The 17,377-nt window shown below is 55.1% G+C and carries 18 protein-coding genes; all 18 read right to left on the reverse strand.

Translation table 11 applies throughout. The features are described 5' to 3' along the window. Positions 1-41: 41 nt before the first annotated feature. On the reverse strand, positions 42-350 hold the full coding sequence (locus ACI0CA_RS05620) for a plasmid mobilization protein (protein ID WP_148485920.1): 309 nt from the start codon (positions 348-350) through the stop codon (positions 42-44). A 13-nt stretch (positions 351-363) separates the two neighbouring features. Beyond that, the gene (locus ACI0CA_RS05625; RefSeq protein WP_343284186.1) at positions 364-1,173 is read right to left on the reverse strand and encodes a DUF6329 domain-containing protein; all 810 of its coding nucleotides are present in this window, start codon (positions 1,171-1,173) and stop codon (positions 364-366) included. Positions 1,174-1,306: 133 nt separating this feature from the next. Further along, positions 1,307-1,741 (reverse strand): DUF7768 domain-containing protein, encoded by a 435-nt coding sequence (locus ACI0CA_RS05630; protein ID WP_412358014.1) that lies wholly within the window; start codon positions 1,739-1,741, stop codon positions 1,307-1,309. Then, the gene (locus ACI0CA_RS05635) at positions 1,738-2,580 is read right to left on the reverse strand and encodes a DNA methyltransferase (RefSeq protein ID WP_148485919.1); all 843 of its coding nucleotides are present in this window, start codon (positions 2,578-2,580) and stop codon (positions 1,738-1,740) included. Before ACI0CA_RS05635 ends, ACI0CA_RS05630 begins: the two co-directional genes overlap by 4 nt. A gap of 15 nt (positions 2,581-2,595) precedes the next feature. Next, positions 2,596-3,468, reverse strand: coding sequence for a hypothetical protein (locus tag ACI0CA_RS05640; RefSeq protein WP_446806484.1), 873 nt, complete (start codon positions 3,466-3,468; stop codon positions 2,596-2,598). A 41-nt stretch (positions 3,469-3,509) separates the two neighbouring features. Then, positions 3,510-4,163, reverse strand: coding sequence for a hypothetical protein (locus ACI0CA_RS05645; protein WP_148485917.1), 654 nt, complete (start codon positions 4,161-4,163; stop codon positions 3,510-3,512). A 69-nt stretch (positions 4,164-4,232) separates the two neighbouring features. Further along, entirely contained in the window at positions 4,233-5,201 is a 969-nt protein-coding gene (locus ACI0CA_RS05650) for a DUF3991 domain-containing protein (RefSeq protein WP_148485916.1), read from the reverse strand. Between the two features lie 18 nt (positions 5,202-5,219). Further along, positions 5,220-6,383 carry a methionine adenosyltransferase gene (gene metK / locus ACI0CA_RS05655; RefSeq protein WP_343284187.1) on the reverse strand — a complete coding sequence of 388 codons (1,164 nt, stop codon included), beginning with the start codon at positions 6,381-6,383 and terminating at the stop codon, positions 5,220-5,222. Between the two features lie 4 nt (positions 6,384-6,387). Next, entirely contained in the window at positions 6,388-6,633 is a 246-nt protein-coding gene (locus tag ACI0CA_RS05660; protein WP_148485915.1) for a hypothetical protein, read from the reverse strand. Positions 6,634-6,807: 174 nt separating this feature from the next. After that, the gene (locus ACI0CA_RS05665; protein ID WP_148485914.1) at positions 6,808-7,551 is read right to left on the reverse strand and encodes a sortase domain-containing protein; all 744 of its coding nucleotides are present in this window, start codon (positions 7,549-7,551) and stop codon (positions 6,808-6,810) included. Then, positions 7,548-11,765, reverse strand: a complete 4,218-nt coding sequence (locus ACI0CA_RS05670) for a SpaA isopeptide-forming pilin-related protein (protein WP_148485913.1) — start codon at positions 11,763-11,765, stop codon at positions 7,548-7,550. Before ACI0CA_RS05670 ends, ACI0CA_RS05665 begins: the two co-directional genes overlap by 4 nt. 84 nt (positions 11,766-11,849) lie before the next feature. Further along, on the reverse strand, positions 11,850-12,389 hold the full coding sequence (locus tag ACI0CA_RS05675; RefSeq protein WP_148485912.1) for a gamma-glutamylcyclotransferase: 540 nt from the start codon (positions 12,387-12,389) through the stop codon (positions 11,850-11,852). Positions 12,390-12,400: 11 nt separating this feature from the next. Further along, on the reverse strand, positions 12,401-13,354 hold the full coding sequence (locus tag ACI0CA_RS05680; protein ID WP_148485911.1) for an amidoligase family protein: 954 nt from the start codon (positions 13,352-13,354) through the stop codon (positions 12,401-12,403). Then, positions 13,350-14,378 carry a DNA (cytosine-5-)-methyltransferase gene (dcm, locus tag ACI0CA_RS05685; protein ID WP_343284468.1) on the reverse strand — a complete coding sequence of 343 codons (1,029 nt, stop codon included), beginning with the start codon at positions 14,376-14,378 and terminating at the stop codon, positions 13,350-13,352. The genes ACI0CA_RS05680 and dcm overlap by 5 nt, the downstream gene beginning before the upstream one ends. Before the next feature lie 156 nt (positions 14,379-14,534). Then, positions 14,535-15,128: a hypothetical protein gene (locus tag ACI0CA_RS05690; RefSeq protein ID WP_148485909.1), complete on the reverse strand. Its 594-nt coding sequence runs from the start codon at positions 15,126-15,128 to the stop codon at positions 14,535-14,537. A 149-nt stretch (positions 15,129-15,277) separates the two neighbouring features. After that, positions 15,278-15,826, reverse strand: coding sequence for a hypothetical protein (locus ACI0CA_RS05695; protein ID WP_148485908.1), 549 nt, complete (start codon positions 15,824-15,826; stop codon positions 15,278-15,280). Positions 15,827-15,854: 28 nt separating this feature from the next. Then, the gene (locus tag ACI0CA_RS05700) at positions 15,855-16,130 is read right to left on the reverse strand and encodes a plasmid segregation centromere-binding protein ParR (protein WP_148485907.1); all 276 of its coding nucleotides are present in this window, start codon (positions 16,128-16,130) and stop codon (positions 15,855-15,857) included. Then, positions 16,127-17,059 (reverse strand): ParM/StbA family protein, encoded by a 933-nt coding sequence (locus ACI0CA_RS05705; RefSeq protein WP_343284188.1) that lies wholly within the window; start codon positions 17,057-17,059, stop codon positions 16,127-16,129. The genes ACI0CA_RS05700 and ACI0CA_RS05705 overlap by 4 nt, the downstream gene beginning before the upstream one ends. Positions 17,060-17,377: the final 318 nt, after the last annotated feature.

Genomic DNA, 17,377 nt, shown 5'->3' on the forward strand with positions numbered 1-17,377 from the left:
GTCTTGGTTATGTGCGCGAATTGCATCCAACCGCAGGTTGGCTACCAGTTCTCCTTTACTTCTTCCCAAACCTGCCGGGCCAGCTTCGTCATTTCCTCGATATCCTGCTGGCTGGCCTCTCCATAGGTATTAGCGACCTTGGCAAGCTGGTTTGCGTTGTTGCACAACCCAGCCACCTTGTGGAGCAGATCCGTATGGTGGTCGCAGGGCCTTGCCCGCAGTTCCGCACCCATGATGAGGGTGCGGAGGAATTCCTCACGGGGCAGGCCGCTTGTTTTCACCTGCGCTTCCAGATGGGCCAGTTCCTTTTTGTTGAGATGGAGAGGAATGATGTGGTTTCGTTTTCTCATAGCGAGGCTCCTTTTAACGCTCCGGCTCTTTCCGTTTCCGGGTTTTCTTCTGCTCCGGCACTCTGGCAGGGTGTTCGTAATGGACGGGAATATCCTGCAGGCGCAGCCTGTCGCAATCCGATGCGAATGCCGCATACCGGGCGTAGGAATACCCTTCCGCATCTACAAGAATGCCCTCTTTACCGGTTTCACCCTTAACGAGTACGCAATGCCAGCAAAGGCTGCCCGGATCAAACCACATCTTGTCGCTGTAATCGAACAGGAAAATCTGGTCATCCTTGAGGCCGGTTTCCTGAAACTGCCGGAACTGCTCATCGCATAGAACGACCACCTGTTCCACCTGAAAACTGGTCTGCCGCTCCGGCACAGGCCGCAGTGGGTTCTGCCCATTGAGGTCGTTGATATGGCTGGGCCTGTGGTAAAAAACAGCGTGCTCCTGATAGGCTTTCGGTTCTTCCAAGGCGATGCGTTCTACCGGCACTCCCTGCAGGTCGACGTTGCGGTAATCCCTGCCGTAGCCAAGATACAGGGTATCCTTCCCTTGGGCAATCAGCATATTTTCTTTTTCCCCTTCGGCCCGCACCATGAGGCAGCGGAACAGCCCGCCCGGCGAGGCGCTCATGATTTCCCGGTTATCCTTGAGGAAGGGGTATTCCGGGGAAACGTCCTCCGAGAGTTTTTCAAAATCCTCTTTGCTCAGAATGATGACCTTTGCCACTTCAAAAACGCCGGGGACGTAGTTTACCTCGTTCCGGCGCAGGGTGTCCAGCATTTTGGCGTTTGCCGCGAACGCGGCGTATTGCTTTTCTCTCAGTATTTTCACCTCTCATTTCTTGAACAAAATCAGCCGGTGCGGTTCTGCGGGGGTTTGGGGTTCTCCCCAAGATGCGTTTGGATATCCAAACGCTATGCTTGCAAAACCAGTCACCGGCTGGCAAAGAAAAAACGACCTCGAATCAGAGGCCACCATTCTCATCCGCTTCCTTGATCTTGGCAAGACCGTCAAGGGTGGTGCAGATAAGATTGCGTTTTTCAGCAGCCCCAATCTCAGCGGACATACTGTGGCTGATTTCGCTGCCGCACACCACCAGCATACGGCACCGGCCCAGCTTCTGGCGGGCGATGTTGTGGAAATCCCTCTTTTCGTCGGCGTTGTCCGGCTGGAGGTACTGCGCTTCACTCAGCTTTGGGCAGATGGGGACGTATCCGAGCTCATAAACCTTGCGGCAGTAGCGTTTTAATAGGCGGGGCGCGGCATCGGAAGCCGCGCAAATGTAGGCGAATGCTTTTTCCATGATGATTTTCCTTTCCTTAATCGGTATTGATAAAATGGTGGCAGGCTGGTTGTCCATGTGGACGTCCAGCCTGCCGTTTGGTTTTCTGTTGGTCATCCACGTGGACAACCACAGGATGATTCGGCGGTTTCTTCCGCTTCGGTATGGGCTTCCAAGGCAAAGCGCACCCGGTCGGAGCCTAATTTGTAGTAGGCGTCGGTAACTTCCACGCCCACGGCTTCATATCCCTCCAGCTTGGCGGCGAGGACGGTGGTTCCAGCCCCGCAGAAGGGATCGAAGATGCGCCCGCCCGGTACGCAGATTTTCACCAAGTCCCGCATAAGCTGCAGGGGCTTCTCTGTCACATGGGTGCGGTTCTGCGGATTGGCGTAGCGGAATACCCCCGGCAAACATCCCACAGGGCGGTTCACCGGCATGGGGCCGTTGGAGCCCCACACCACATATTCGCTTTGCTGGCGGAATCGGCCTTTCTGCGGGCGGCTGGTCATCTTATCCCATACCACGCATCCTCTCCAGATCCACCCGGCCCATTGCAAAGCGTCGGTGATGGAGGGGTACTGCCGCCAGTCGATGAACAGGCAGACAGGCGCTCCTGGCCTGCAGGCTTTCCGGGCGTCGGACAGCCACTCCGCCATCCATCTCGTCCAGCTTCTCTGGTCCCGGTTATCCCCGTCGAAATCCGGCAGGGCGTTCTTGGGGTTCATGCTGCTGTACTTCTGGTTGGTGGTGCGGTTTTTCTCCGAGGGTTTCCAGCCGCCCGAAGCATAGGGCGGATCGGTGATGAGGGCGTCGAACACCTGCGGCTTGAATGCCCGGATGATCTGCAGGGTATCCCCATGCAGGATGGTCCAGCCATCCCCGCCGCTATGTTCCAACGGCAAAATGGATTCGTCTACGACTTGTGCGAGCTCTTTCGTTTTGTTCAGAGGCATCATCCTTTCGTTGTTTGGTTATCGCTCCCTGTCGGAGCGTTTTTTCTGTTGTTCCGGCATGACAAAGCCTTTCGGCTTTTGCGGCTCACGAAGCCCCATGAGCGGACCGGTATATTCATCGGCATAGATTTTCAAAGGTTCTCTGCTGTGGTTTTCCAGTTTTTCTCCCGGCGGCAATTCATAGAAACCGGAGATCTCCACATTTCCTACCACGGTTCCGTAGATAACGGCGTCGTTCTTAATGACAGGAGAACTATGGCCGGAGCCGGGCAGGATTCTTGCGTCCCCTTGGATGGTAACCATATTGGTAACGGTTCCTGCGGCAACGATGGCGTTGTCTAAAACCCATACATTCCGATCCAGCCGGGCGTCCCCGGAAATGATAGACGAGCCAAGCGCCCGGCAGGCCCAATGCAGGGTGCTCTGTTCAATGACACGGGAGTTTTCCCCGGCGAGCGCGTTATCGTAGATCCAGCAGCTTCCTTCCTGACTGAGATTCCGTTCGCTTTCTACAAAGCCGCCAAGGTCGCCTTGATGAACATCTTCCCGAACGTCCTGTAACGCCCGGATGCGGTGCAGCCATGGGTATTGCGGGTGAGCGATATCGGTAATCTCATACTTCTGATCTGATTGGCTTTTCCTGTCTGCGTTTTGTGACCTCTGATCCTGATAGTGCTGTAAGAGCTTCTGCATCATTTCGCCGGCATTGTACTTTTTCGCAAAAAAGCGGTTTATTTCCTCGATTTCCCTCGAATGTAACGGAGGCGCTTCAATCCCAAGCCCAAGACCTATTTCGCCGTTGTCATTCTGAAGAAGGGCGATCTTGATTCCAACGACTTTTTCCTGTAAAGAGGGATTGTCAAACCCCTCGAAGAATTCTTCCTTGTTCAAAATCAGCGGTTCGCTGTGTTTCAATCCGTCATAGCCCCTTTCTATCGTTCTTCTCCACGGTCCTTTTTCGCTTTCTTCGTTTTTTTCTCCGGCAGATCGATTTCCACGTATTGGCTGATGACGCCGGATGATAGGCTGTAAAATGTACGGAACTGCTCCATCATCTGTTTCGCCCGTTCCGGCTGCCCATTTTCTATCAGCAGGCGTTCAGCCCTTTTGAGGACGGAGAGGATATCCCCATCCCATTTTTCCAGCTTCATCTTGGGGCGTTTAGGAGCAGGCTGCTCCATTTCAATGGAGAAACGATCGGTTTCCCAAAAGTGGACGCTGATTACGCCGCCTTTAACCTTGATTTCCTGCTGTTCAAAATCTTCTCCCCAGCCGCTCGAAAACTGATCCCGCAGGTGATCCTGCAAGGCTTTCATTTCTGCTTCTGTGAGAGGTTCCTTCAGACAAACCGTGGCGCAGGCCATGAGCTCGCCGCCCCGGATCTCCACCGAGGGGATGGCGCTCAGTACCTTTTCCTTAACGCCGGGGTTCCATTCTTTTCTAAAGCAGAGCATGAGGTTCCCCTCGTTATAGCTGTTGCAGCTTTCCACAGCGCGAAGGATCGGGCCTTCGTATTCGGCTAAATCAGCGCCGTTCAGCGGTACAGGAAGGTCGGCTGTCCCGTTGTTCCAGCTATCGTCATCCATAAAGTCCCCGGCAAGAGGGAAATAAAGTTTACATATAATGTTGTTTGCGTCGATGTTCCAATCTCCTTTCTAACGAGAGCAGGCCGCCCTCTGGCGGGCGGCCTGTTTCTCATATCGTTCTTTTGCCAGATCTGCATAATCGCAGCCCTCTTTTTCCGGCAGGTTCTTCACCATGCGGTATTTGCCCTGATAGGCTTTTTCCAAGTGTTCAGCCGCCCACCGCCCGGCAAAGTCGTTGTTTGTGCAGATTTCGATTTCCTCAATTTCCGGGTGCCGCTTGAGGAAGGATTCCAATGCAAGCGGCTTTTTGAAGGAAAAGGAGCGTGGCTGTTCTCCTTCTTTCGGGGCGCTGATTCCGCCAAGGGACAGCCGCCATTTATCCGCAGTCCCTTCCAGCGTCAGATGGGCGAGGGTTTCGATGGCTGCTTCGTACACAGCCAGCCGGTTGGTTGTTCCCTTGGGCGGGAGGCAGAAGCAGTATTGCTTTTCGCTGCCGGACACCTCCGCCTTGAAGGGCTTTCCTTTGGTATAGGTGCCCCGCAGGAAGGCGTAACGGGCAGTACCGGCTTCATCCTTTCCCACGAACACGGCGTTGTGGTAGTCCGCGCTTTCATAGAGAATCCCCGCCCGGACGCAGGCTTCTATTACCTTGCGGCTGATCCCGCGCTTTAGGAGGTAAGCGAACACCCTGCGGTTGTTTGCCGATGCCGGGGGCAGGGCGAATTCCTTTTCCTGCTCCGGCTGGGAAGGGGGCGGGATGTAGCAGGGGTTTTCTTCACAGAGGGCCAGCACCGCGTCCACAAACTTTACCCCTTCTACCTTAATGAGATAGTCGAGGGCGGATTTGCCGCCTGCGTCCCGGCTTTTCCAGTGCCAGAAGCTGGTTTCTTCATTGATCTTGAAGCTGTCGTGTTCCCGGAGTTCAAACTCCCCCCGGCTGTCGGTTTTGACCAGTTCTCCGGGCCGGTACCGCCGCAAAAACTCAATGGCGGTCATCCGTCTGGCGGCGATGATTTGTTCTTCCGTTACTCCGGGCATAGGGCTGCTCCTTTCTGGTTAAATGACAGCCGCCCGCAGGATTTTCGCCTGATCGGTGCGTTCCCACGGAAATTCCGGTTTTCCGAAATGCCCATAGGCGGCTGTCTGTGCATATCTTGGCGTTAAAAGGTCAAGCTGGGCGATGATCTCCGCAGGCGTTAAGCCGAACACGAAGCGCGCCGCCTCTGCCAGACAATCGTCGGCACAAACCATACCGGTGCCGAAGGTATCCACCTCCACCATGACCGGCACGGCTTTCCCGATGGCATAGGCCAGCGTGACTTGGCACTTTTCGCACAAGCCCGCCGCCACAAGGTTTTTGGCGATGTACCGGGCCATGTATGCCCCGGAACGGTCCACCTTGGTGGGATCTTTGCCGGAAAACGCACCGCCGCCGTGCGGGGCGAACACGCCGTAGCTGTCCACCATGAGCTTTCGCCCGGTGAGGCCGGTGTCGGCTTCCGGGCCGCCCAAAACAAACCGCCCGGAAGGGTTCAGAAGGATTTTCGTATCCTCGTCCGGGGGTAAAGCCTGCAGCGCCGGGGCCAGCACCTTATCGGTGAGTTCCCAGCAGAGTTCGTCCATGGGCTTATTCGGGCTGTGCTGGGCAGACAGCACAACGGTATCCAGCCGCAGGGGCTTGCCATCCTCGCCGTATTCCACGGTGACCTGCGCTTTCCCGTCCGGGCGCAGGCCCCGCACCATCCCGGTTTTCCGGGCGGCGGCGAGGGCGCTGGTGAGACGGTGGGCCAGCACCACCGGCAGAGGCATCCTCTGCGGGGTTTCCGAACAGGCGTACCCCACCATGACGCCCTGATCCCCGGCCCCCAGCTGCAGGGCGGGCTGATCTTCCGAGGGATTTCTCCGGCGCTCTAACGAACAGTCCACCCCGGCGGCAATATCCGGGCTTTGCCGGTGGAGCAGGCATTGGACGGAAAAACGGGCGGGATCATATCCCGCCTTTCTAAAAACCGAATGCACAATGGAAGGGATATCCGGCTCAAACAGGCTGGTGATTTCTCCAGCCACGATAACCTGCCCCTTGGTGGCCAGCACCTCGCAGGCCACACGGGAAAGGGCGTCGTGGGCGAGGCATTCGTCCAGCACACTGTCCGCGATGATGTCGCACAGCTTATCCGGGTGCCCTTCCGTCACAGATTCGGCGGTATAAAATTGATTCATTTTCTCATTTCACCTCCAAGGAAAAAGGCTTGAGGCTTTTCCCGATTTCCTCGTAATTGTTAAAGCGCACCTCGCAGCCCAACAGGTACGATACGGCTTCTTCCCATTCCTTTAAGGGGTACTGCTCTTTGTTTTCCATGCGGTACAAATCCCCCAGGGCTGCCCACTTGAGCTCCGGCAGCAGGCGCAGGTTGGAGATAAAGGTGCGGTGCTGCTCGGCTAAAAGGTCTAACAATCCGGTTTTCTTCAATCAATCCCTCCAGTATGATAAAAAATGCAGGCGGAGCGCCTGTCAGCGCCCCGCCCGGTTAAACGCTTCCGCTATTTCTTCCTTCGGTTGCGGATGTGCAGGAAAACAAGGCCGCCTAAAATGACAGCGCATAAGACAATCAAAATAATGGCTTTTGGTTCCATAGGTCGATTCTCACCTCACTTCTGTGGCGATGACTACCGTGCGGGCGCTTTCCCACTCATAGGAACAGGTGACGAGCGTCAGCAGGCGGCGGTCCGCGCCGGGTATGGTTTCGGTTTTGCAGAGCGACTGTGCGAAGAGCTCCTTCTGAAAAGACAGGAAATCCGCATCGTCCGCAAATTCGGTGCGGTTAAAGGAGAGCTTTGTGATATCGGTTTTCAGCACAGCCGCAATGCGGTATTCCCACAGCCCGTCGCTGGTCTGCAGGAGGATTTTGGAATGCTCGGTTCGGAAAGCTTCGTCCGCCATCTTCTGGAGCACAGCGAACATGGTCCCATCGCTCATGTTGTGCCCGTAGACCACAAGGTTCCGGCTTTCCGGGGAACAGTCCCACTGAAAGAAAATGCTTCCGGCAGTACGATGCTCGCCCTTGTAGGTGCGCCGCAAATAGTATTCAGGTTCATCGGCGCTGCTCTGCAGAACAGGGTAATCCACACAGGTGCCGGGGATGGAAATCCAGCCCTGAATATCCGGGTATTCGGCCTGCAGGGCGGAGAGGTTTACAAGGGAGGCTGCCTGTTCTTTCCCAGCCGGTAACTCCCCGGAGGATTCTCCGGGGAGGGGCTGTGCGTATTCTTCCTTCAAATCCTGCGCTTCTTTATTGGTCAGCCCCGGCTGGAGCACCAGAAACCAGAGAAGCCCCAAAAGGCTCAGGGACAAAAGACCGATGCAAAAACCTTTGAAAAAGGTTTTCATTCTTCTGCGCCCTGATCCTCATCGCTGCCACCGGCAGCTTTCCGCTTCTTGCCGGTATGGTGCAGGAAGAGCAAAGCACCGCCGGACAGGGCCGCGAACAGGGCAAGCGCGCCGAGCAGGGCGGGCATCCACGGGTTATCGCCGGTCTGCGGTACGGTAGGCACTTCCGGCACCAGCTTGTTGTGCATCTTGACGGTTGTGGTTTCTCCCGCCTTGATTCCTACGGTCTGGTCATCGGGCAGGATGTACTTTTCGGCGTCCTCGCCAGCTGCTTCAGCTACGGTGTATTCGCCCACACGGAGCTCGACGTTGATTTCGCCGTTCTCATCCGTCTGGAATTCCTGCTCATAGGGGTTGCCCATGAAGTCGGTACCGGTGATTTTGAAGGTGCGGCCCTCGATCTTGTCATCGTCGGCTGTCTTTACCACCTTCAGGGAGCCGGTCTGCGCTTTGTTGAGGAAGCCCACGCCAGCTTCGGTTTCGATCCGCACAACGGCCCCGTTTTCCGTGATGGAGAAGGGGTAATAATTTTCGTCGCGCTGGAAAAATTCCGGGCTTTCCTTCTCATGCAGGAAATAGCTTCCCCACACGAGATCCTTCATCTGATAGAGCCCCGGCTCGGTTTCGGTCATTTCGCCCACCAGCTGATCGATCTCCGCGTCGAATTCCCCGTTGTTGTCCACATCGGCGTAAATCTCAAAGACAGCCCCGGACAGCTTGTTTTCCGGGTAGTCGGCGTCCACCTTGGTGGTTTCGGCAATGCCCTTGATGATCTGGTTTTCGATACGGATTTCAATGGTCTGCCCGTCCTCGGTGATTTCAACCGGGAAGGTTTCTTCCGTCAATACGAAGGCCGCCGGAGGCGCGATTTCCCGCACCAGCCAATTTCCAACCGGTACCTTGTCAAATTCAAAGTACCCGATCTCATTGCTTTCAGTAACTAAAAACGCGGTTTCTTCGGTGAATTCGGTTTCGTCGAAACGGAACAGGCCGATGACAGCACCGCCCAATTCGAAGCCATCCTGATCCACCTTCCAGCCGGAAACCTTGCCGCGCTTTAAGGTGTTTTCAATGGGTTCTCCATCGTTGACCTGAATCTGCACCTTGGCTATATCCTGACCGGCGTATTCAAACACCACCGGGTATTTTTCATCGCTCAAAATGTAGTGCTCGTCGGTGCCGATTTCCTTTACATACAGGGAAGCGCCGCATGGTACGTCTGTTTTAAAGATGGCATTGCCGTTTTCATCGACGCCAATCGTTTCGATCAGCCCGTCTGCCGGGATGGAGGTTCCATCGGCGGCAGTCAGTTCCTCTGCGGCGAACAGGCCGAAGGTGATGTTTTTCCATTCCTCATTCATGCCGATGGAGAAGATTTCGTCCTGCTCCAGCAGCTTCTGGAGGCTGATTTCCACCTTCTGGCGCTCGTTGACAAAACCAACGCTTGCGGAGGTAATCTCCACTTCCTGCCCGGCATAGGACAGGGTAACCTCTTTGGGTTCTGGATCAATTACCATGCCATCCGGCGCGGTGCGCTCCAAAATCTGATAGCGGCCCAAATACAAGGGTTCCGAGGTGGCGGTCCCGTCGCTCCCTGTGGTGAGGGTAGCCGCCAGTTCACCGGCTTTCAGGTGGACGGTACCATCCGGGGTGACGATATCTTCCAATGCGGTGACGTCATAGACAGCGCCCGGCTGGCCCTGCACCTCGTATTGAGGCTGGTACAGCCCGCCTGCTTCTGCCACGTGGCTGAATACCTCGCCCTCTTTGGAAACGGTGATGGTTCCTTTCTGCGCGATATTGTATTTCTCGACCGTAATGACGTCCTGCGTTCCGTCCACCACAAAGGGAACCGGCTCTCCGTCGAACACATATCCCCACGGGCTTTGCTGTTCATACAACTCGTAATTTCCAAACGGAAGAGGTTCCGGCAACATGAGGGTGCCTGTGGAATCCGTCACGAAGGTGTCGATGTCGATGGGGCTGGGGTAGTTCAAGTGCTGCACCACCCACTCGCCGGTATCGGTATTGCGGATTTTGACAGCAGTTCCCGCAAGAGGGATGATTTTTCCGCTTTCCAGATCCTTTTTCTCAAACCGGATGAGGGAAGTAAAGGTGGGGTTATTCAGAATATAATAGTAGGTTTTGCCATGCTTGGAAATGAACACAGAGAAGTCGGGGACAAATTTCTGCCCCTCAGCCCCTGCGGTTTGATGCACCACATACAGGCCGTATGGAAGATCCTTTGACCGGGCAAAACCATAGGAATCGGTGATTAAAAGGTCACGCTCGGTTTCCTTGGCGTTCCCATAGCTGCCTGCACTGGCAAGGTAAACCTGAAACTCCGCGCCTTCCTCCGGCTGCTCGATCTGCACTTCATCGCTGGAGGACGTGGTGGACAAAGGAAGAACAGAGGCTTTGGAGGCAAGGCTGGCAACCGCAGGGACAAGCTGCGGCACAATTGATGCGCTTGGGGCAGGCTCCGGCTCGCTTTCCGGCGCGGGGCTGCTTTCAGAGGACGGTTCCCCGGCAGGCTCTGCCGGGGCTTCGGATTCCGCGCTTGCTTCCGGCTGGCTGGAGGAAGCAGCTTCATCTTCCGGCACAGGGGTGGATTCCGGGATTTCCGAAGAACTGGAGTCGGGCGCTTCCGACTGCGGGACCGGTTCTTCCTGTTCCGGGGTGGCAGGCTGATCCGTATGCTTGGTGATGGCGATGCTGCCGAGAATGACGTCCTCTGTGGCAGTCATGGGGATGCTGTTGTTCTCCAAGGTGAAATTGCCCGGTTCCGCGCCTACCGGGTAGACGGTTTCGTCCAGCAGGTACCCCTCGCTGGGGGAAATTTCACGGATGCTGTAATCCGGTCCGCAGGGGTATTCCTTGGTGGTAAATTTGCCCCCGTTCGCCGTGGTGTAGGTATCCAGCAGGGTTTCGCCTTTGAACAGCCCGTACACAGCGCCATCCAAAGTGGCGTCGCCCTGCGCTTCATATTCGGTACTTCTCGGCTTGTTATGGCCGGAATCTTTTTTCTCCATCTCCACGGTGAATTTCTTCAGGATATTGGAAAAGCTCACGCTGGAGGTCTGGCCGGGGTAGATGGTCACCTGCTGGGAAGCAGGCTGGACGTATTTGTCCGGGGCCTTTTCGGTTACGGTGTAGTTTCCAGCTTGGAGGTTATCCACCTTAATGGTGCCATCCGGCCCCGTTACCACGTCTTTTTCGACGCCGTTGCCGGAGATGTGGAACGGGATTCCCTCGACCTTGCCATCCTCGGAGGTTTTCACAAGCTGCAGGGCGCCTGCCTTGATTTCAAGGGAAAAGCAGCATTTCACCGGCTCGGCGGAGCCTTCCACATCGAAGGTGACCACGTTCTGGTATTCGTCCCGCAGCCAGTATTTCGTGCCGCCTGTGACCACGCCGGGAACAGAGGAAGGCAGCCGCTTTTCGGCGGTAATGGTACCGAATTCGGTTTCGGAGGTGGAGACGTGCAGTTCATTGCCACTGACGGAAAAATCCACGCCCGGATAGCTGACAGCGAAATTCCCCAGCACATTGTTCTCATCCACCAGCGTGGTTTCGTTTTTCCCATTGCTCTCGTTGTATTTGAGGGCGTGGGTATATGCCCCGACCGCGCTTGGATCATCGGTGGCAAAGGACGGGATGGTGTGGTAATTCACGACGTTCTCCCGAAGCTGATAGAAGATGGGCTTCGCGGCGGGGCTGTTGACGGTAAATTCATTGACGATCTGCGTTTCGTACCCGGTCCCCAATTGCTCGTGGGCAATCAGCCAGATGAGGATTTGGGTGGCAATGTACTCGTCGATGGCGCTGCCGCCGTATTTTGTTCCGGTTTCCACGTTGTAGCCCAAGGTCAGGGCGGTGTTGATCATGGATTTCTGCTCGGCGGTAAAAGCGGCGTAATCGTCCGACTGGTCATAACCGATACCCGTGTGTACGCCTACACTGAACTGGATGCAGTAGGCAGTGCGGAAGGCTTTCAGGTCGTTGATCCGCAGCTCGGTGAACTTATTGGAACTGTAGCCGCCAAACGGGGCGGGAAGATTGGAACTGAGGGAATACCCTCTGGTGTTATGGTCGATCATGGAGATGTACCCGTCGTAATCGTAGGAGGCGGCAAAGGCGCTGCTTGGCATAACGCCAATACAGAGCAGTACCGCCATCATCAGGGACAGCAGCCGTTTTAGATGTTTTTTCATGCGATTCTCCTTATTCGTAAAATACAAAAAGGCCCCCGCAGGATGGAGAGAAAATTCTCCATCCCACGGGGGCCAGTGTTCAGATTATCGTTCTTCGCCGTGTTTCCGGCGGTGGTGTTTTTTATGGGGGATTTCTTTTTTTGGCAGTTCCTTCTGAGTGAGCCGGACCGCTTCCAGAACAGGGGCGGTTTCGATCCCGTTCTGCCGGCAGCCGTTCAGGATTCCTTCCAGATAGGCTTTGGAGGGCATGGCGGGGGTATCCTTGTACGGGCTGTTCATGGTGTAAGCCATGATTTCATGCCTGATCCCATCCTGATCTATTACCACAACAGGTTCTTTCCCGTACAGGTAGGGAAAGCCCTCGTAATGGTCCAGATGCCGTTCATCCCGTTCGGAGATCCGCCAGAGGACACCGTCCACATAGCTTCCTTCTTCCGGCAGGATAGTGGCGACGCCATTCCCGCCGCCGTTCATGCAAAAGGCAAGGCGGTACCCTTCCAGCCGGACGGTATCCACCACTTCCGCATCGGGGCAGCGGAAGGCCATCTGGTTTAGGTTCATATTGCTTCCATAGGCAAAATACAGCAGTGTACCAGTTGGCTTTTTGAAATTTTCGGTTTTCATCACCTCCAGTGTTATCGTTCTTGGTTTCGGCGGTTTTGCAGGCTGGGGTATTGGGCTTTGTCATACCGCCATGCCCGGTCGCCGGGGAGGTTCGAGAGCAGATGTTCCCGCACATTTTTGTATTCCGGCCCGATGAGGCCCAGCCGTAAAAGGAAGGTGCGGAAGGTAAAGGCGGGGTTTTCGCTGATCTCGGTTTTCCGCATCACCGTCCGGCTCTGGTTGATGGCCAGCGCGGAGATGGCCAGCGCCAGCGTGATATTTGCCCTGACTTTTCCTGCATGGAGGGTGCTTTCAAAACAGCGCCATTCCAAGGTGCTGCGATAGAACACCGAATGCAGGTTCAGGGCGTAATATCTCGTCCAGTTGTAATGTTCGTAGCTTTCATCCCGCCCGCCGTACCATTCCCGCTTGAGGCGTTCCATGGTGGTATTGGTGGGAAGCTTGCGGATTTTTTCCAGCATGGGTTCCCGCACCTTCTGGCACCAGCGTTCCACCCGGTGTTCATTGACATTGAGGGCTTTGAACAGGATGTCCTCTTTGGAATACATGATGGAGAGGGCGTTTTTCAGGCTCTGTGGGGTATGCTTGGAGGCGTCCACATGGACGTGCATCCCGCAGCTTCCGTTCACGACAGCCCCCGCATGGCGCAGGGCGCGGACAACCTCCTGCAGCTTTCCCATTTCGCTGTATTCCAGCTTGGGGGAATTCATCTCCACCTTGTAGGTGCCATCGCTTATGGGAAGCTGCTGCCGCCCGATCCGATGAGAAGCATGGATGCTGGAGTCGTAGACAAACCGCCACTTTTTGCCCTCGTTGTCTATAACCTCCCACGGATCGTAGGTGCGGGATTCATGTGTCTGGCGGGCCATGGTACCGAACAGGGAAGCCACCGCTTCCGCTGCTTTCTGGCGGGTTAGCCCCGTCATCTCAATCTCGCAGCCGAAGTATTGGTCTTTTAAATCAATCGATGGCGGTCACCTCCCGATGGGCGGCGGCAAGCCGTTTCCCGATGGCTTCCACCACTGTAACGGTCACGCCGTTTCCTGCCTGCTTGTATAGCTGGGCGTCGGATTGGAGAGGCAAAACGATATCAATCCGTTCATCTGCCCATCCCTGCAGCCGCAGGCATTCCCTTGGCGTCAGGCGGCGGATGCGCTTGAGCGGCTCCAAGGTGCCTTGGTCGCTGCTGGCGGTGAGGGTATGGGCGATTTTTCGTCCAACCCTGCCGCGCCGGGTATTTTTCTGAGCAAACGCCAGATTGATGCTGTCGCCGGGATACGCCATTTTGTACCCCTTTTTTGTATTCTCCCTGATGGGCAGGCCCACCTCATACAAACCGGTTTTCCCGCCGAATCCGCCCGTCTGCGCCGCGAGGGTGCAGCTTACCCCTTCCGGGGAGTAGACTCGCTCTCCCTGCGCGCCGGGGCGGATTTGTATAAGAGATGTGCCTGCTGTTTCGGTGAAAGGAAATACTTTTCCTCTGCATCTTTTATTAAGATATCCGATAAGGTACACCCTTTTTCGGGATTGGGGGACTCCGAAATCCTTGCTGTTGAGCACCTGCCATTCCAGACCATACCCCAATCCGTCCAGCGCATGGAGGATGGCCGCAAATGTCCTGCCCCCGTCATGGTTAAGCAGTCCGGGAACATTTTCAAGCAGCAGATACGCAGGTCTTTTTGCCGCAGTCAGCCGGGCAATTTCAAAGAACAGGGTACCTCTTGGATCGTCGAATCCTCCACGGTGTCCAGCAATCGAAAAAGACTGGCAGGGAAATCCGCCGCACAGCAGGTCGAAGTCGGGGATGCCGTTTGGATCGGCTTTTCGGATATCTTCACAAAACCACTCTCCTTTTGTATCGAACAGGGCTTCATAGCTTTGGTTTGCCTTTTCGTCGATTTCGCAATGGCCTACGCAGGTAAACCCTCCGGCGCGGGCGAGCCCTTCCCGGAACCCGCCGATGCCGGAGAACAGGTCAATATATCGTATGGTTTTCTATATCACGCTCCTTTTGAGGGATTTGATGAATCGTTAAAGCACAATCAATGGACATCGCCCCTTTTTCGTGAACTGAAATCTATATGAAAACACCCCCGCAGGCGGCTGAGGCGGTACCTCAGTCCTGTGGGGGTGTTGTTGGTAAGGTTATTCTTCGGTTTCTTCATCTTCAGGGGATTCGTCGGCAGGCTCGGCTTCTTCTTCCTCGTCATCGTCCTGCTCCCAGCTTTCCGGCATGACGTCCTCATCATCCTCGTCGGGGCAGTTCTCGTCGCTGTCATCTCCCTCTGCGGGGATTTCCTCGCCCTCGTTGATTTCCAAACTCTCTGCCGGATTTTCTGCTTCTGTATCATCGGCTTCTCCATAAAATGATCCGGTCAGAGGATTAAACCGATTGGCCCGTGCTTCCTCTTGGGCGGCTCTGGCGGCTTCGAATTCTTCTTCCGCTTCTTCCAGCGCCTGTTCGATCAAACTGATCACGAATTCCTTTTGGGTAAGGCGGCGGTGGTAGTTTTTCTCGTAGTTTTCAAGGTATTCCTTTACCCTCTGGAACAATTCCTCGCTCACCTGAAACGCTAATGTTCTTCCTTTTTCCATGACTTTGACAGCCCCTTTCTCATAGTGCTCCATAATGACCATTTCGATGAATTTGCTGATTGTGCTTTCTGTTTCCCTGATTTCCTCGCTGATGCGATTGTGCAGGTCTAATGGGATTTTGCAGGTGATGCCCTTGGTTTCCATGCTCTGTCGCTCCTTTTTCTTTTCTTTCCCTTTCGGGCAACACAAGCATACTGCAACCCGCCTGATAAAGCTATCACCAAGAGCAACAACCTTTCAGCCAAAGCAGGGCTGACAAACGTCACAACCAACAAGGGCTATGTTTGGGGTTTTCAGCGGCTTGGCCCATCCATTTTCTTTTGCTTTTTGGGGGTGACCGGCTGCATATCCTCAAAGAAATATCCGGCCATCTGCTTCATCCAGTTAAAATCCTGTTCTTCCGGTATTGCAACCGTCAGGACAACGGCGTCTGAAATGCGGCCTTTTCCGTTTTCCCGATAGTATTCCTCAAAGCTGCCCCACCAGCCATCCGCGCCGGTCCTGATTATATCGTCGCGCCCGTCAATGCTGAGGTAATAGCGGGCGGTATCTACGCCGATGGATTTGCCATCTATTTTTTGGAAGGCGTAGATCTTCTCATCGGCATAAATGTCTATGGTCTGCCTTGGGGCAAGGTAAAGCGTCATTGTCCGGTCTGTGTATTCGGGGTATTTCTCATTCGGCTTCTCCAGCAGGACAAGCCGGGCCGCATCGAAGGATTTGGGCGGTTTGTAATCCACGGTGAGGCGTTTGAGCTCGGCCCCTTTGAAATCCTCGAAATACAGGGGATCGCCAAACACAATATGCTTGGGGTTTTTGATTTTGTAGATTTCTTTTCTCATAAGTCGGTTCCTTTCGTTTTAAACAGAGTTAATCTTCTCCCAGCAAGGAACCGAGGAAGCCCATCATCTCCTGCGGGATGGCTTCCTCCGGCTGCTTCACAGGCTGGGAAGGGACAGCTTGAAGTTCTTCCCGCAGTACCCGCCGCAGGGTAGTTTCAAAGGTTTCCTTTTCTTGGCTCTCCAAAATAGCCTGCACCAGAAAGGCGTTTTTCTGCCCGTCCGGCACAGCCTGCAGGATTTCCCAAGCCCTGCGGTGGCGTTCATTCTGGAGGTTGGGGCGAAACCCGAATAGGGGCCTGTTCATCCCTTGCTCACACCGCCCGACAAATGCCCAAAAATCCGCTCGAATCCTTCGGCGTTCACACGGTCGTCTATCAGGGCGAAAACCCGGCACAGGCCGTCCTGTTCGCTCACATTGCCTTTAACCACTGCCGCGCCCCCGCCCAGCATGATTACCGGGATGGCTTTCAGGTCAAACCCCGATTCCATGGCTGCCGAGAGAAGCCGTTCGGTGTAGAGGCGGCCCTGCTTTTGGATGATGCTTCGGGCGTCCTCGTCCATGCTGCAGGCTTTTCCAGCCAGCACGCGCTCTACTTGGGCGTCGGTAACGGACAGCCCTACATCCCGGCGGATCTGTTCTTTCGTTTCGTCGATGCAACGGATCATGCCGAGCTCCAAGCTGCGGCAGGTTGAAGCGTTCGGGACGCCGTTGTCCAGCCGCATGAGATCCACCGTCCAGCCGCCGATATCCATGAGCAGAACAGAAGGTTCGTTTTGGATAAGTTCAGGATGGATGGCGATGGCGGAATACCCCTGTGGGAACAGTTTCACATCCTCGATGGTTACTTTGTAGGGGATTCCCTCAAATTTGAAGCACACCGGCTGGGAAGAACGGAGAAGGTATTCCCGGAAGGGCTTTTTCTCACGGCCAAATCCGGCCAGAGGCAGCCCTGCTGCGAGGTTTACGGAACACTCAGCCTTTTCTCCGCGCTGTTTAATCTCTTTGGCGATAGCGGCAAGGGTAAGCAGGTAGTAGTTGTCGTTCTCCATCTTGTTTCGCAGGATGGGCTGCCTGCCCGTCCCGCACACGAAAAACTTCCCGCCGTACTCCAGCGTGTTCTGCAGGGTGTAGGGCTCGTGGGAATATTCTGAGATACCGGCTGGGAAAGAAAAATGCCGGGTTTTGATGGCGTAATAGCCGTGGTCTATGCCGATGTTCATGGTTTTGCTCATCCTTTCTTGACGGTTGTTGAAAACTTGAGGGCTTTGTTTGGGGGCTTAGAGTATGCTTGCTGGAAAGAAATGCTTGTTCTTTCCCAGCTGGTAAGTAATTAGGGGGTGAGGGTGTGGGAGAGGGGGAAAGCGAAAAATCGCTGCGAAAAACCTCCCCGGCGGCCTGCCGGAGAGGTTCTAAAAAAGGGCGCACTACCCCCTTGTATCTTGAGGGCTTAAAATTGGCCCGTTTTAGGGATTCGTCAATCTATCTATGAAACTGCCGGAAACTTCTGCATTTCCGACAACGGGAAAAAAGGGTGGTAAACGCAAAAAAGC

It is taken from the genome of Hominenteromicrobium mulieris (assembly GCF_046197855.1).
In the GTDB taxonomy this organism is placed as follows: Bacteria; Bacillota; Clostridia; order Oscillospirales; family Acutalibacteraceae; genus Hominenteromicrobium; species Hominenteromicrobium mulieris.